Origin of the sequence: Micromonospora olivasterospora, assembly GCF_007830265.1 — a bacterium.
Classification (GTDB): domain Bacteria; phylum Actinomycetota; class Actinomycetes; order Mycobacteriales; family Micromonosporaceae; genus Micromonospora; species Micromonospora olivasterospora.
On record NZ_VLKE01000001.1, the window covers coordinates 4,339,639 to 4,354,837 of the forward strand.

General features: G+C 74.7%; 15 protein-coding genes. 10 read left to right on the top strand and 5 right to left on the bottom strand.

All coding sequences use genetic code 11. The features are described from left to right. Window positions 1–17 precede the first annotated feature (17 nt). Window positions 18–533 carry a LytR C-terminal domain-containing protein gene (locus JD77_RS20030; RefSeq protein WP_211372829.1) on the bottom strand — a complete coding sequence of 172 codons (516 nt, stop codon included), beginning with the start codon at window positions 531–533 and terminating at the stop codon, window positions 18–20. 433 nt (window positions 534–966) lie between these two features. Here JD77_RS20030 and JD77_RS20035 point away from each other — a divergent pair, with 433 nt between their 5' ends. After that, entirely contained in the window at window positions 967–1,263 is a 297-nt protein-coding gene (locus tag JD77_RS20035; protein WP_007075406.1) for a DUF4193 domain-containing protein, read from the top strand. Between the two features lie 318 nt (window positions 1,264–1,581). Continuing rightward, a complete protein-coding gene (locus JD77_RS20040; protein ID WP_246140771.1) occupies window positions 1,582–2,430 on the top strand; it encodes a hypothetical protein in 849 nt (282 codons plus the stop codon). Window positions 2,431–2,499: 69 nt separating this feature from the next. Here JD77_RS20040 and JD77_RS20045 read toward each other — a convergent pair whose 3' ends face one another. Then, on the bottom strand, window positions 2,500–3,000 hold the full coding sequence (locus tag JD77_RS20045) for a DUF3093 domain-containing protein (protein WP_211372613.1): 501 nt from the start codon (window positions 2,998–3,000) through the stop codon (window positions 2,500–2,502). Between the two features lie 84 nt (window positions 3,001–3,084). On the opposite strand from JD77_RS20045, the gene dut reads away from it, so the two are divergent. The 4 genes from dut (at window position 3,085) to JD77_RS20065 (ending at window position 5,586) form a co-directional block, all read left to right on the top strand. Next, window positions 3,085–3,588: a dUTP diphosphatase gene (dut, locus tag JD77_RS20050; RefSeq protein WP_145775701.1), complete on the top strand. Its 504-nt coding sequence runs from the start codon at window positions 3,085–3,087 to the stop codon at window positions 3,586–3,588. A 25-nt stretch (window positions 3,589–3,613) separates the two neighbouring features. Beyond that, on the top strand, window positions 3,614–4,288 hold the full coding sequence (locus tag JD77_RS20055) for a DUF3710 domain-containing protein (RefSeq protein WP_145775702.1): 675 nt from the start codon (window positions 3,614–3,616) through the stop codon (window positions 4,286–4,288). A 199-nt stretch (window positions 4,289–4,487) separates the two neighbouring features. Next, the gene (locus JD77_RS20060) at window positions 4,488–4,871 is read left to right on the top strand and encodes an OB-fold nucleic acid binding domain-containing protein (RefSeq protein WP_145775703.1); all 384 of its coding nucleotides are present in this window, start codon (window positions 4,488–4,490) and stop codon (window positions 4,869–4,871) included. 31 nt (window positions 4,872–4,902) lie between these two features. Next, entirely contained in the window at window positions 4,903–5,586 is a 684-nt protein-coding gene (locus JD77_RS20065; protein WP_145775704.1) for a DUF3159 domain-containing protein, read from the top strand. A 5-nt stretch (window positions 5,587–5,591) separates the two neighbouring features. On the opposite strand, the gene JD77_RS20070 is transcribed toward JD77_RS20065, so the two are convergent. Together JD77_RS20070 and JD77_RS20075 are read right to left on the bottom strand one after the other, a co-directional pair. After that, window positions 5,592–6,281: a potassium channel family protein gene (locus JD77_RS20070; protein WP_145775705.1), complete on the bottom strand. Its 690-nt coding sequence runs from the start codon at window positions 6,279–6,281 to the stop codon at window positions 5,592–5,594. A 2-nt stretch (window positions 6,282–6,283) separates the two neighbouring features. Continuing rightward, a complete protein-coding gene (locus JD77_RS20075) occupies window positions 6,284–6,949 on the bottom strand; it encodes a potassium channel family protein (RefSeq protein WP_145775706.1) in 666 nt (221 codons plus the stop codon). A gap of 149 nt (window positions 6,950–7,098) precedes the next feature. Between JD77_RS20075 and JD77_RS20080 the strand changes: the two genes are divergently transcribed. The 4 genes from JD77_RS20080 to dxs all read left to right on the top strand — a co-directional run bounded on the left by JD77_RS20080 (window position 7,099) and on the right by dxs (window position 13,720). Beyond that, complete coding sequence (locus JD77_RS20080; protein ID WP_145775707.1) at window positions 7,099–9,174, top strand: APC family permease; 2,076 nt, start codon at window positions 7,099–7,101, stop codon at window positions 9,172–9,174. A 74-nt stretch (window positions 9,175–9,248) separates the two neighbouring features. Next, complete coding sequence (locus JD77_RS20085) at window positions 9,249–10,535, top strand: class I SAM-dependent RNA methyltransferase (RefSeq protein WP_387226517.1); 1,287 nt, start codon at window positions 9,249–9,251, stop codon at window positions 10,533–10,535. A gap of 4 nt (window positions 10,536–10,539) precedes the next feature. Next, window positions 10,540–11,703: an anhydro-N-acetylmuramic acid kinase gene (locus tag JD77_RS20090; protein ID WP_145775708.1), complete on the top strand. Its 1,164-nt coding sequence runs from the start codon at window positions 10,540–10,542 to the stop codon at window positions 11,701–11,703. Window positions 11,704–11,776: 73 nt separating this feature from the next. Beyond that, window positions 11,777–13,720, top strand: coding sequence for a 1-deoxy-D-xylulose-5-phosphate synthase (dxs, locus tag JD77_RS20095; protein ID WP_145775709.1), 1,944 nt, complete (start codon window positions 11,777–11,779; stop codon window positions 13,718–13,720). 153 nt (window positions 13,721–13,873) lie between these two features. Here dxs and JD77_RS20100 read toward each other — a convergent pair whose 3' ends face one another. Next, window positions 13,874–15,067 (bottom strand): hypothetical protein, encoded by a 1,194-nt coding sequence (locus JD77_RS20100; RefSeq protein ID WP_145775710.1) that lies wholly within the window; start codon window positions 15,065–15,067, stop codon window positions 13,874–13,876. Between the last annotated feature and the right edge of the window lie 132 nt (window positions 15,068–15,199).

The following is a 15,199-nucleotide window of genomic DNA, read 5'->3' on the forward strand; positions in this document are numbered from 1 at the left end:
TGCTGCGCCGGGCGGGGTCACTTCTTGGCGGGCATCGGGCAGGCGCCGGCGGGCAGGTCCGGGGAGCCCAGGTCGCCGAGGGACTGGTTGACCTCGGTGGTGGTGGCCAACTGCTGGAAGCCGTTGCCCAGCACCACGTCGACGGTGTCGTCCTTGCGTGCCGCGTCGTACACGGGGGTGGCGTTGTCGAGGAAGAAGGCGCGCAGCAGGTGCGCCGAGCCGACACCCTTCGGGCCGTACCGCAGGATGGCGACCTCGTCGACCTGCTTGGCCTCGGTGGCCGTCTTCTTCACCTGGAACTTGCGGTTGCGGAAGTCGTCCGCGACGCTGGCGGCCAGGCCCACCTGGTCGGTGGCGTTGTAGACGTTGATCTTCACGTCCTTGTACTCGCGGAGGCTGAGGTCGGCCAGGGGTGCGCCGTCGGGGCACCCGGCGGCCTGGCCGGCCACGCTCTGGGTGTCGCGGATCACGGCCACGACCACGAAGGTCAGTGCGACGACCGCCAGCAGGCCGACGACAACGAGTGCTCGCACTCGCGCAAAGCTCATCTGGACGCTCCCCGGGCGGTGGTGGGTGGCGGCGGCCGCGAGCGGTCGGGCCACCCGCCGGCCGTCGAGTACGCCGCTGAGGTTAACGGTTGTCCGGCCGTCGCGTGGAAACAGTCCGACATGCCGGCGCGCCGACCGGCAACCGGGTACTACTACCCCTATCTTCGTGTCGCCTGAGTCACATTGGGAACAACTTCGAGTGCTGGGGCGTACATCTGAGCCGCGAGGGCGGTATACATGCCTCGCCCAGAGGGGGGTAAGGTACCGCGCTCGCCGGGGGAGTTTCTCTGGCGGCCCCGGTCCGGCCGGGGTCGGGTCGGGTGACCGACACACATTGGTGGCCGGCCAGCGGAACTGAAACAGCGTCGTCCGGCGTTAAAACCGGAAGCGACCATATCGACATGGGAGAGTGAAACCGATGGCCACCGACTACGACGCCCCGCGTCGCGACGAGGTCGACCTCGGCGAGGACAGCCTGGAAGAGCTCAAGGCACGGCGCGTCGACTCACAGTCGGGTGCCGTGGACGTCGACGAGGCGGAGGTCGCCGAGAGCTTCGAGCTCCCCGGTGCCGACCTGGCCGACGAGGAGCTCACGGTCAAGGTGCTACCGATGCAGCAGGACGAGTTTCGGTGCGCCCGCTGCTTCCTGGTCCACCACCGTAGCCAGTTGGCGGTCGAGCGCAACGGCGAGCTGATCTGCCGCGAGTGCGTCTGAGCATGACGGGGGACACCGGCGGCGGCCTCCTCGGCGGGGCCGCCGCTGTCGCCACCTGCCACCGTTGACCGTCCGACCCCGCCGGCTGACCGCCGCCTCCGCGCCAGTCCGACCGCCCTGGTGGCGCGGCCTCCGCGCCGGTCTGACCGCGCCCTGCTGGCGCGGCCCTGGGGCGGCCCGTCGGCCGGTCCGTCGGCGGGCCCGCCGACGGGGACGTGGACCGCCGACTCCCCGACGGGACGCCGTGCGCCGGTGGCGGCGAACTGCTTGACTCGACTGGGCAGCTTCCACGCCGACGGGTTTCCGGGAGGGCGAGCCATGGGTGAGCGCAGCGACGCGGGCAGGGGCGGGCAGCACGGCACGGGCCCGGGGGGACCGGGCGCCGACCCCGCCCCGGCGCTCGGCGAGTCGACCCACGACGCCGAGGAACTGGGCGCCACGGTCGCCGCGCTGACCGCGGACGACATCGCGCCCGCCCGACGGCGGCAGCTGCTGACCCGGCTGGTCGGCCAGGCCCGGGCCCGTGGCATCGCCGACCTGTTCAAGCCGAGGGCCGCCCTCCGCTGGATGACGGAGACGGTGGCCGAGATCGCCCCGCACGTCCCGATCCGCGACCTGGCCACGCTGCGCCGGCACTTTCCCGGCCTCGACGACGACGCCATCGCCGACCGGCTGGTCCGCAACGCGGCCCGGACGACCGCGGGCATCGGGGCGGCCGGCGGGGGCGTGGCCGCCGTCGAGTGGACGGTCACCCCGGCGCTGCTCTCCGCGCCCGTGCTGCTGGCCGCCGAGACGGTCGCGGTGGTCGCGGTGGAGCTGAAGCTGATCGGCGAGCTGCACGAGGTGTACGGGGTCCCGCTGCCCCCCGGCGGGACCCAGCGCGCGGTGGCCCTGGTGCAGTCCTGGGCCAGCCAGCGGGGAATCAACCCGATGACGCCGGGGGTGGGCGTCGGCGCGGTACTCGGCACGGCGGCCCGCAAGGAGCTGCGCGACACCCTGCTGCGGCGGTTCGGTCGCAACGTGACCACGCTCGGCCCGCTGCTCACCGGGGCGGCCGTGGCCAGCTACCTCAACCGGCGGGCCACCCGGTCGCTGGCCGACCAGCTCCGGAAGGACCTGCGCCGGCAGCGCCGGGCCCTGCCCGGCCCCCCGCCCGCGCTGCCCTGAGTCCCCGGCTCACTCCTCGCGCTTCACGTTGGTTTCGTGGTTCGCGACTGCGGGGCTCGCAAACCCGGCTCACTCCTCGCGCTTCACGTTGCGGGCCGCCACGAGCGCTGAGGCGAGCCGCACCGGGTCGCGGCTGCTGACCACCCAGAACGGCGTCGGGTCGGCGGGGTCGTCCAGCACCACCTGCACCGCGCCGGGAATCCACGGCCGCTGCACCACGAAGGCCAGCGGGTCGGCGCCGACGCCGAGCACCTCGCGCCGGCCGGCGGCGTCCAGCGGGACCGCGTCGGCGACGAACCGCACCGGCAGCCGGGCGTCGTCCACCCGCAGCTCCCCGTCCGTCACGGCGACGCGGATCCGGCCCAGCCACCACAGGGCGGCCACGGCCGCCGGCAGCAGCACCACGAACGGCAGCCAGGCGCGGACGCCGTCCGCGCCCAGCCACAGCTCGACGGCGAGGAAGCCGCCGACGGCCACGCCGGCCAGCCACAGCCACCACGGCAGGTCGAGCCGCTCGGAGTACGCGGTGGTCGCGCCCGGGGACGCCGGCGGGGAGGACGACAGGCTCACTCCTGTCAGGGTACGGCGCGCGACGGGCGGCGGACCCGGCAGGATGGCAGGGTCACCCCGCGAACCGGACGGAAGAGGGAGACCGTGATCGACGTGCCCGTGCCCGTACGACAGTTGGACCCGGAGCTGCCGCTGCCGGCGTACGCCCATCCCGGCGACGCCGGCGCGGACCTGGTGGCCGCCGCGGACGTGGAGCTGCCTCCCGGCGGCCGGGCCCTGGTCCCGACCGGTGTGGCGATCGCCCTCCCCGAGGGGTACGTGGGCCTGGTGCACCCCCGTTCGGGGTTGGCGGCCAGGCTCGGCGTGACGGTGCTCAACGCGCCCGGTACGGTCGACGCCGGCTACCGGGGTGAGATCCTGGTCAACCTGATCAACCACGATCGGACGACATCGGCGAAGATCACCCGTGGCGATCGGATCGCGCAGCTCGTTGTCCAGCGGGTGGAGCGGGTCGATTTCCAGCCGGTGGCCGAGCTGCCGCCGTCCCGGCGGGGTGTCGGCGGGCACGGCTCGACCGGCGGGCACGCCGGGCTCGTCCCGCCGCCTGCGGAGCGGGCGAGCGGGCAGCCGGAAGAGGTGGCAGGGTGAGTGCGAACAGCGGAGGGTGGGCGCAGTGATCTTCTCCCGAAAGCGGGCCGGTGGCGGGCGGCACGCCCGTGACGAGCGGGCCGCGGAGTCCGTCGCCGGGCACGACGCCGAGGAGTCGGCGGTTTCGGCGCGCGGGCCGTACGACGTCTCCGAGGCCCCCGACGGGGTGCAGCGGCTCGACCTGGGCAGCCTGCAGATCCCGGCGGTGCCCGACGTGGAGGTGCGGGTCCAGGCCGACCCGCAGGGCGTGATCCAGCAGGTCGTGCTGGTGCACGGCCAGAGCGCGCTCCAGCTCGGCGTCTTCGCCGCGCCGCGCTCCGAGGGCATCTGGGACGAGGTGCGCGAGGAGATCCGCCAGTCGCTGTTCAACGACGGCGCGGCGGCGCAGGAGCACCAGGGCGAGTACGGCACGGAGCTGCGCGCCCGGGTGCGCACCCCGGACGGCGTGACCGACCTGCGGTTCGTCGGCGTCGACGGGCCGCGCTGGATGGTCCGCGGCGTCTACCAGGGCGAGGCGGCCGCCGACCCGGCCGCCGCCGGCCCGCTGCGCGAGGTTCTGGACGGGCTGGTCGTCGACCGCGGTCAGGAGGCGAAGCCGGTGCGCGAGCCGCTGCCGCTGCGGCTGCCCCGCGAGGTCGCCGAGCAGGCCGGCCCCGACGGCGAGGACGCCGAGGCCGCCCCGGCCCCGCGCCAGGCCTGAGCCGTACCGGCCCGGAACCGGCCCGTCGGCCCAGCGCCGGCGCGGCCGGTCTCCGGCGTGCGGCCGGCCCGGTTGCCGGGCGTGCGGCCGACCCCGCGTCCCGCGCCGCTCGGCGTACGCTGGCGGCACGGCCCCGACACGCCGGGCCGTACGGTGCCGGCGCGGCCGGCCAGCCCCAGGAGAGGGTGACGCGGAGGTCATGACGACCGACGAGGGCAGCAGGGTGTCGCTGCGGCGGCTCCTGCACCGGCTCACCGCGAGCGAGGCGGAGATCGAGGCGCAGGAGTTGCGCCGGGAGAGCGCGGAGTCCGGCGGGATGCCGGCCCGGCAGTGTACGCGCGGTCAGGTGGTCTCCGTCACCGGCCGGCTGCGCACCGTGGTCTACACTCCCAGGACCAACCTGCCCACCCTGGAGGCCGACCTGTACGACGGCAGCGACGTGGTGACGTTGGTCTGGCTCGGGCGGCGGCACATCGCCGGCATCGAGCCGGGGCGGCACCTGACCGCCCGGGGGCGGGTGGCGGTGCGGGACGACCGCAAGGTCATCTACAACCCGTACTACGAGCTGGAGTCGCCGAGGTGACGGCGCGGGCGCCGCGGACGGGAGACACGCGATGACCACGGGACAGGACCGGGCGACGGAGCCGGAGAGCGGCCCCGAGGAGGAACGCCTGCCGACGCTCGCCGAGCAGATGGCCGACCAGCTCGGGGGCTGGCGGGGCCTGGTCGAGTCGAGCATCCCCGTGGTCGTCTTCGTGGTCGCCAACATCGTCGGCGAGCTGCGTCCCGCGATCGTCGCCTCGGTGGCCACGGCGCTGCTCATCGCCGGCCTGCGGCTGGCCCAGCGCCGGCCGGTCCGGCACGCGCTCAACGGCCTGTTCGGCGTCGGCATCGGCGCGTTCATCGCGCTGCGCACGGGCGACGAGCGGGACTTCTACCTCCCCGGCATCCTGTACGGCATCGGCTACGGCCTGGTGCTGCTGCTCTCCGCGGCGATCCGGCAGCCCCTGGTGGGCTGGCTCTGGTCGGTGCTGGTGGCCAAGGGCCGCTCGGACTGGCGCGACGACCCCCGGCTGGTGCGCACCTTCACCCAGCTCACCGTGCTCTGGGGCGTGGTGTGGCTGGCCAAGGTCGGCGTGCAGGCCGGGCTCTACCTCGCCCACCAGGACACGGCGCTGGGCGTCGCCCGGCTGCTGCTCGGCTACCCGCCGTACGCGCTGCTGCTGCTGATCACCGTGTGGACGGTGCGTCGGGTCACCCGCGAGACGCCGGCACCGGAGCCGCTGCCCGGCAGCTGACCCGCTCAGCTCGCGCCGCGGGTGCGCTCCACGCTGTCCGCGCCGAGGATCACCGCGCGGACGTCGTCCTCGACCTCGGCCGTACAGACGAAGATCAGCTCGTCACCGGCCTCGATCGGGTCGTCCGGGCTGGGCACCAGCACCCGCTTGCCGCGCAGGATCGCCACGAGCGCGGCGTCCCGGGGCAGCGGCACGGCGTGGATCGGCTGTCCCACGTACGGGGCGGTGGGCGGCAGGGTGATCTCGACCAGGTTCGCCTCGCCCTGCCGGAACGTCATCAGCCGGACCAGGTCGCCGACCGTCACCGCCTCCTCGACCAGGGCCGCCATCACCCGCGGCTTGCTCACCGCGACGTCGACCCCCCACTGCTCGGTGAACAGCCACTCGTTCTCGGCGCGGTTGACCCGGGCCACCACCCGGGGCACCGCGAACTCGGTCTTGGCCAGCAGCGACACCACCAGGTTGGCCTTGTCGTCCCCGGTCGCGGCGACGACCACGTCGCAGCCGGCGAGGTTGGCCTCCTCCAGGCTGGCCAGCTCGCAGGCGTCCGCGAGCACCCAGTCGGCGGCGGGCACCCGGTCCGGCCGGAGCATCTTGGGCTGGCGTTCGATGAGCATCACCTGGTGGCCGTTGTCGATCAGTTCCTGGGCGATCGAGCGGCCCACGTTTCCGGCGCCGGCGATGGCGATCCGCATCTCTAGTGCGCTCCTTCCGGCGGGCTCCCGGCCGCCGACGTGACCGACGCCATGATGTCGTCGGTGACCAGCATGAAGACCTGGTCGCCCTCCTGCACGACGCTGGACCCGGTGGGCAGCGTGCCGATGCCGAAGCGGGTCAGGTAGGCCACCCGCGCCCCGGCCGTCTCCTCCAGCGCCCGCAGCGGGCGCCCGATCCAGTCCTTGTGTACGGGCACCTCGATGATCGAGACCGTGCTGGTCGGGTCCCGGAAGATCTCGACGTTGCCCTCCGGGACCAGGTGCCGCAGCATCCGGTCGGCGGTCCACCGCACGGTGGCGACGGTCGGGATGCCCAGCCGCTCGTAGACCTGCGCCCGGCGCTGGTCGTAGATCCGGGCGGCCACCCGGGAGACGCCGAACGTCTCGCGGGCCAGCCGGGCGGAGATGATGTTGGAGTTGTCGCCGCTGGAGACCGCGGCGAAGGCGTCCGCCCGCTCGATGCCGGCCTGCCGCAGCACCTCGCCGTCGAAGCCGGCACCGGTGACGGTGATGCCGGCGAAGTCGGGGCTGAGCCGGCGGAAGGCGTCGGCGTCCTGGTCGATCACCGCGACCGAGTGCCCCCGGGACTCCAGGCTGTGGGCGAGGGTCGAGCCGACCCGGCCGCAGCCCATGATCACGACATGCACGGTGTCCCTCCCAAGGTGCGCGCACCCGCTGCACTGCGAGCCTGCCACGTTCCGCACGCCAGCGGGGGACGACGGTACCGCGCCCGGGCCCGGCCCCCGTGATCAGCCACCCCCTCGACCACGCCCCGATGGTCGTACCCTTAGCGCTTGTGGCCAGTCCCACCTCGCTGCTGAAGCGGCTTCTCCTCGGTCGACCGTTCCGGTCCGACCGGCTCCAGCACACCCTCCTGCCGAAGCGCATCGCGCTGCCCGTCTTCGCCTCCGACGCGCTGTCCAGCGTCGCGTACGCCCCCGACGAGATCCTGCTGACGCTGTCCATCGCGGGCGCGTCGGCGTACCTGCTCTCGCCGTGGATCGCCCTGGCCGTGGTCGTGGTGATGCTCACGGTCGTCGCCAGCTACCGGCAGAACGTGCACGCCTACCCCTCCGGCGGCGGCGACTACGAGGTGGCCACGGTCAACCTGGGGCCGCGGGCCGGTGTCGCGGTGGCCAGCGCGCTGCTGGTCGACTACGTGCTCACCGTGGCTGTCTCGGTCTCCTCCGGGGTGGCCAACCTGGGCTCCGTCGTGCCGTTCGTGGCCACCCACAAGGTGCTCATCGCGGTCGTCGCGGTGGTGCTGCTCACCGCGATCAACCTGCGCGGCCTGCGCGAGTCCGGCACCGCGTTCGCCATCCCGACGTACGGCTTCGTCATCGTCATCGGCGGGATGCTGCTCACCGGCCTGGTCCGGATCTTCGTCCTCGGCCACGACCTGCGCGCCCCGAGCGCCGGGCTGGAGATCCAGGCCGAGCACAGCGTCGCCGGGTTCGCCCTGGTCTTCCTGCTGCTGCGCACGTTCTCCTCCGGGTGCGCGGCGCTCACCGGCGTGGAGGCGATCTCCAACGGCGTGCCGGCGTTCAAGGCGCCGAAGAGCCGCAACGCCGCCACCACGCTGCTGCTGCTCGGCTCCATCGCGGTGTCCATGCTGGTCGGGATCATCCTGCTGGCCCATGCCACGGGCCTGCAGTTCGTGGAGGACCCGAAGACCCAGATCGTCTCCGGCCCCGCCGGGTACGTGCAGAAGACCGTCACCACCCAGCTCGGCGAGACGGTCTTCGGCGCCGGGTCGGTGCTGCTGTACGTCGTCGCCGGGATGACCGCGCTGATCCTCTTCCTGGCCGCGAACACCGCGTTCAACGGCTTCCCGGTGCTCGGCTCGATCCTCGCCCAGGACCGCTACCTGCCCCGGCAGCTGCACACCCGGGGCGACCGGCTGGCGTTCTCCAACGGCATCGTGTTCCTCGCCGTCTTCGCGGTGGTGCTGATCGTCGGCTTCCAGGCCGAGGTGACCAGGCTGATCCAGCTCTACATCGTCGGCGTCTTCGTCTCGTTCACCCTCTCCCAGGCCGGCATGATCCGGCACTGGAACCGGCACCTGCGCACCGAGCGGGACCCGGAGGCCCGCCGTCGGATGCACCGGTCGCGGGCGATCAACGGCTTCGGCATGGCGCTCACCGGCACCGTGCTGGTGATCGTCCTGATCACCAAGTTCCTGCTCGGCGCGTGGATCGCCATCGCCGCGATGGCCGTGATCTACCTGCTGATGCTGGCCATCCGCCGGCACTACGACCGGGTCGCCGCCGAGCTGGAGCCGACCGAGGTGCGGGGCGTGCTGCCCGCCCGCAACCACGCCGTCGTGCTGGTCAGCAAGCTGCACCAGCCGACCCTGCGGGCCATCGCGTACGCCCGGGCCACCCGGCCGGACACGCTGACCGCGGTGACGGTCAACGTCGACGAGAAGGACACCCGTGACCTCCAGGACGACTGGGAACGGCGGGAGCTGCCGGTGCCGCTGACCGTGATCGACTCGCCGTACCGGGAGATCACCCGGCCGATCATCGAGTTCGTGGCCAACATCCGCCGGGAGTCGCCGCGCGACGTGGTCACCGTCTTCATCCCCGAGTACGTCGTCGGTCGCTGGTGGGAGAACCTGTTGCACAACCAGAGCGCGCTGAGGTTGAAGGGGCGGCTGCTGTTCGAGCCGGGCGTGATGGTGACCAGCGTGCCGTGGCAGCTCGCGTCGACCGCCGGCAAGGACCTGAGCCGGCTGGACGCGACGCTGAGCCGGGGACCGGCCCGGGGCCCCCGGGTCGCCCCCCGCAGCACCCTGCCGCCGCAGGTGCCGCCGATCGACTCCGCCCCGCGCCGCCGCGAGGACGGCCCGGCCGACGGCGGCCGGCCGTGACGCGCCCGCGCGGCGGGTCCGAGCCGGCGCACCGGGCCGGCGGGGCCGGGCCGGCGTCCTCTGCCGCCGACCCGCTGACGCGTCAGGCCGGCGGGGCCCGGTCGGCGCCGCCGGCCGACGGCGAGCGGCGCGGCCTGGAGGAGGCCGAGCGGGTCGAGCTGACCGTGGACGCGGTCGCCCCCGGCGGGCACTGCGTCGCCCGGGTGGACGGCCAGGTGGTCTTCGTCCGGCACGCGCTGCCGGGTGAGCGGGTGGTGGCCGAGGTGACCGAGGTGCACCGGGGGTTCGTCCGGGCCGACGCGGTCACGGTGCTCGACGCCGCGCCGCAGCGGGTCGAGCCGCCCTGCCCGTACGCGAAGCCGGGCCGCTGCGGCGGCTGCGACCTGCAGCACGTCGCCCCCGAGGCCCAGCTGGACTGGAAGGCGGCGGTGGTCCGCGAGCAGCTCACCCGGCTCGCCGGGCTCACCGAGGCGGAGGTCGACCGGCTCGGGGTCCGGGTCGCGGCGCTGCCCGGCGGCCAGCTGGGCTGGCGGTCCCGGGTCCGCTACGCCGTCGACGCCGCCGGCCGGGCCGGGCTGCTCAAGCACCGCTCGCACGAGGTGGTGCCGATCGACCGCTGCCTGATCGCCCACCCCGCGATCCAGGAGCTGCCGGTGCTTCCCCCGAGCGGGGCCCGCTGGCCCGACGCGGACGCGGTCGAGACGGTCGCCTCCACCGGCGGGGACGTCACCGTCGCCGCGCTCGCCGACGGGGTGCCGACCCCGGTCAGCGGGCCGGCCGCCGTACGCGAGGTGGCCGCCGGCCGCGAGTGGACCGTGCCCGCGTCCGGCTTCTGGCAGGTGCACCCCGCCGCGGCGGACACCCTGGTCGACGCGGTGCTCGACCTGCTCGACCCGCGGCCGGGCGAGTCGGCGTGGGACCTCTACGGCGGGGCGGGGCTGTTCGCCGCCGCGCTCGCCGGCCGGGTCGGCCCGGACGCCCGGATCACCCTGGTCGAGTCCGCCGCGGACGGCGTGGCCGCCGCCCGGGAGAACCTGCGGGACCTGCCGCGGGTCGAGGTGGTGGCGGCCCGGGTGGAGACCGCGCTGGCGCGCCGCCGGGTCACCGGCCCGGTCGACCTGGTGGTGCTGGACCCGCCGCGCACCGGGGCCGGCGCCCGGGTGGTGCGGGACCTGGTCGTGGCGTGCCCGCGCGCGGTGGCGTACGTGGCGTGCGACCCGGCCGCCTTCGCCCGGGACGTCCGGACGTTCGCCGGGGCCGGGTGGCGGCTCGCGGAGCTGCGCGGCTTCGACCTGTTCCCGATGACCCAGCACGTGGAGCTGGTCGGCCTGCTGCTGCCGCCGGCCGGCACGGGGCGGTGAGCCCGTGCGGATCGTCGGGTTGATGTCGGGGACGTCGTACGACGGGGTGGACGTCGTGGCGGCCGAGTTCGCCGTCGAGGGGGAGACGCTGCGGCTGCGGCCGCTCGGCCACGTCAGCCTGGACTACGACGACGGGCTGCGGGCGGAGATCGGGGCGCTGCTGCCGCCCAACCCCACCAGCATCGAGGCGGTCTGCCGGCTGGACAACCGCCTCGGCGAGGTGTTCGCCGAGGCGACGGCGCGCGGCGTCGTGCTGGCCGGCGGGCGGGTCGACGCGGTCGTGTCGCCGGGCCAGACCGTGTTCCACTGGGTGGAGGGCGGGCGGGCGCGGGGCACCCTCCAGCTCGGCGCGCCGGCCCGGGTGGCGGCGCGGGTGGGCGTACCGGTGCTGTCGGACCTGCGCGCGGCCGACGTCGCGGCCGGCGGGCAGGGCGCGCCGCTGGTCCCGGCGTTCGACGCGCTGCTGCTCCAGGCGGGGTCCGGGCCGCCGCGGGCGGCGCTCAACCTGGGTGGCATCGCCAACCTCACCGTGGTCGCCCCGGCCGCCCCCGTCCTCGGGTACGACGTGGGTCCCGCAAACGCGCTGCTCGACGCGGCCGCCCGGCGGTTCCTGGGCCGCCCCTGCGATCTCGACGGGGCCCGCGCGGCGGCCGGTCGGGTCCACCCGGGCCTGCTGGAGCTGCTGCTCGCCGAGCCGTACTACGCCGCGCCGCCGCCGAAGTCCACCGGGAAGGAGCTGTTCCACGCCGGCTACCTGGACGCGAAGCTCGCCGCGCTCGGCGCCCCCGTCGACCCCGACGACGTGCTGGCCACGCTCACCGAGCTGACCGCCCGGACGGTCGCCGCCGAGTGCGACCGGCACGGGGTCGCCGAGGTGGTCGCCGCGGGCGGCGGGGTGCGCAATCCCACCCTGCGGCGGCGGCTGGCCGCCCTCGGCGACGGGCGGTGGCGGCTGCGCGCCAGCGACGAGCTGGGCGTGCCCACCCAGGCCAAGGAGGCGTACGCGTTCGCCCTGCTCGGGTGGCTGTCCTGGCACGGCCTGCCGGGGGCGATCCCGTCGGTGACCGGGGCCCGGGAGGCCGCCGTGCTCGGCTCGTGGACGCCGGCCGGACCGGCCCGGTCCGCCCCGCCGGCGACCCCGCCCCGGCGGCTGGTCATAGCCGTGTGACTGTCCGCCCGATCAGGCGGCGGGAGTCACGGCCAGGCTGCGGGGTGCCGGGCGGCCGATAGACTCTTCGGTCATGAGTGTTGAAGAGGACACGGCCAACCACGGTCGGCTGCTGGCCACGGTGCGCGGTCCGCAGGACGTGAAGAGAATGTCCGGGGAACAACTGGACATCCTCGCCGCCGAGATCCGCGACTTCCTGATCGCCAAGGTCTCCCGCACCGGCGGGCACGTCGGCCCCAACCTGGGCGTGGTCGAGCTGACGCTGGCGATGCACCGGGTCTTCGAGTCGCCGCGGGACCGCTTCCTGTTCGACACCGGGCACCAGGCGTACGTGCACAAGATCATCACCGGGCGGCAGGCCGGCTTCGACCGGCTGCGCCAGCGCGGCGGCCTCTCCGGCTACCCGAGCCAGGCCGAGAGCGAGCACGACGTCATCGAGAACTCGCACGCCTCCACCGCGCTGTCCTACGCCGACGGCCTGGCCAAGGCGTACGCGCTGCGGGGCGAGCAGCGCGGCGTGGTCGCCGTCGTCGGTGACGGCGCGCTGACCGGCGGCATGTGCTGGGAGGCGCTGAACAACATCGCCACCGCCGGCAACCCCCTCGTGATCGTGGTCAACGACAACGGCCGGTCGTACGCCCCGACCATCGGCGGCCTCGCCGACCACCTCTCGGCGCTGCGGCTCAATCCCGGCTACGAGAAGGTGCTCGACACCGTCAAGGAGGCCCTCGGCTCGACCCCGCTGGTCGGCAGGCCGATGTACGAGGTGCTGCACGCGGTCAAGAAGGGCATCAAGGACGCGGTCGCCCCGCAGGCCATGTTCGAGGACCTGGGCATCAAGTACGTCGGCCCGGTCGACGGCCACGACGTGGCCGCCGTCGAGTCGGCGCTGCGCGCGGCGAAGAACTTCGGCGGCCCGGTGATCGTGCACGCCGTCACCCGCAAGGGCTACGGCTACCGCCCCGCCGAGGAGGACGAGGCGGACTGCTTCCACGGCCCCGGCGCCTTCGACATCGCCACCGGCAAGGCGACCGCCGCCCCGTCGGTGAAGTGGACGCACGTCTTCGCCGACGAGCTGGTCGCCATCGCCGACGAGCGGCCCGACGTGGTGGGCATCACCGCCGCGATGGCGGAGCCGACCGGCATCGCGAAGCTGGCCCGCAAGTACCCCAACCGGGTGTACGACGTCGGCATCGCCGAGCAGCACGCCGCCACCTCGGCGGCCGGCCTGGCCCTCGGTGGCCTGCACCCCGTCGTGGCGGTCTACGCGACGTTCCTCAACCGGGCCTTCGACCAGGTCCTGCTGGACGTGGCGATGCACAAGCTGCCGGTGACGTTCGTGCTGGACCGGGCCGGCATCACCGGCCCGGACGGGCCGAGCCACTACGGCATGTGGGACATGTCGGTGTTCGGCGTGGTGCCCGGCCTGCGCATCGCCGCCCCCCGCGACGCCGCCAGCCTCCGCGAGGAGCTGCGTGAGGCGGTCGCCGTGGACGACGGCCCCACGATCGTCCGGTTCCCGACCGGCGGCGTCGCCGCCGACCTGCCGGCCGTGCGCCGGATCGGCACGGTCGACGTGCTGGGCGAGTCGACGCGTACCGACGTGCTGCTGGTCGCGGTCGGCGCGTTCGGCCAACTCGGCATGGAGGTCGCCGCCCGGGTCGCCGAGCAGGGCTACGGCGTGACGGTGGTCGACCCGCGCTGGGTCCGCCCCGTCCCGGCCGAGCTCGTCGGGCTGGCCGCGGAGCACCGCCTCGTCGTCACGGTCGAGGACGGCGTACGCGTCGGCGGCGTCGGGGACGCCCTCGCCCAGGCCATGCGGGACGCCGACGTCCGGGTGCCGCTGCGCGACCTGGGCGTGCCGGCCGCCTGGCATCCGCACGGCACCCGCGCGCAGATCCTCGCCGACCTGCGCCTCACCGCCCAGGACGTCGCCCGCGACGTCACCGGGTGGATCTCCGGCCTGGACGCCCAGCCGGTCGAGCCGGTCCGCCTGTCCGCGGGCGACGCGAACTGAGACACGGGCCCCGTCTCGTCTCGGCGCCTTGGGGGTCGAGGCGGGGCCCGTGTCGCCGATATGGCGGGGTGCAGCCGCTCGGGATGGCCCCGTGTCGCCGACATCGTCGCCCTGGACGGGAGGCCGGCTTCCCGGGTCAGCCGGCCGTGCTGGTCAGCGACCGCCCACCGAGCGGTAGTACGTCTTCTCGGCGCCGGCCAGGCTGAACGTCGACTTGGCCGTCGGCTGCGGCACCACCACCAGCCCGGGCCGGTCCACCAGCCGGGGGGTGCCCGGCGGCACCGACAGCGAGCTGTACCGGTCGGACCGCCAGGTCAGCGCCACCAGCGGCTGGCCCGGCACCGGCAGCGCGTACGCCTGCAGCGGGTTGGCCCGGTCGGCCGGTGAGACCACCGGCGCGCCATCATCGGCCGGCCGGTAGACCACCGCTGTCATCGTGCCGGCGTCGGTCTCCCAGCTCAGCTGCTCCAGGCCGGCCGGGTCGCCGCCGCCCAGGGCCACTTCGCCGAGCGCGCGGACGCTCACCCTGCCCAACGGCCAGGACTCCGGCACGGAGCGGGGCGCGTCGCGGTCGCCGATCCGGCGGGGGATGCTGCCGAAGGGCCCCTGCTCGTCGGCGAGCACGCAGGTGTCCAGGCCGTCCAGGGCCCGCCGGCCGGAGCCGGTCTCGTCCCGGACCAGGGGATAGCGGGGGTCGATGGTGGCCGTACCGAGGTCGAGCAGGCGGTCCGCGGCCCGGCCGCGCGGCAGCGACTGGGTGGCCCGCAGCGTCGCGGTCAGCGGCACCGCCCGGCAGGCCGGCACGTCCGCCGGATCGGTCAGCCCGTCCCGGCTGGCCAGGGCCCGCCCCTTGGGCCCGAGCAGCCGCTCCACCCGCCCCGAGAGCAGGTAGCGCCGGCCCCGGTCGGTCTGCACGGGCAGCACGTCGGAGTAGACGAGGTAACCGGGGTCGGTGTACTCGACGGCCCGGCGAACCGCGTACCGGTCGCCGTCGCGGGTCAGTTGCAGCAGCCAGGAGGCGCTCTCGCCCGGAACGTCCGCGGCGACCAGGGCCAGCGGGACGCCGTCGACCTCGCCGGACCAGAGGATCCCCGACGAGGGCAGGTGGGCCCGGTCGTCGGCGGGGGAGCGCCAGGATCGTACGGCCTCGGTGACCGCCGCCGTCGCGGCCGCCTCGCCGGCCAGCCCGCCCCGGGCGGGCCACACCCGCAGCGATCCGTCCAGGCTGTCGTAGCCGACGGGCAGGACGTCCAGCTTCCGGTCGGCCACGGGGCCGCAGGCCGTCGTGGCCAGCAGCACGGCGAGCAGTGCCGTGGCCGTTCTGCCGCGCCGGCGGACTGCAGCCACCTGATCCGCCCCCGATCGCGTCGCCCGGTCGTGAATTCGCGTCCTACATGGTACGAGACCGTCGGGCGGCACCTGCCGCCGCATCGGCCGGTCGCGCGGGCGGCCGGGGCAGGCCACATAGGACTCACCGGT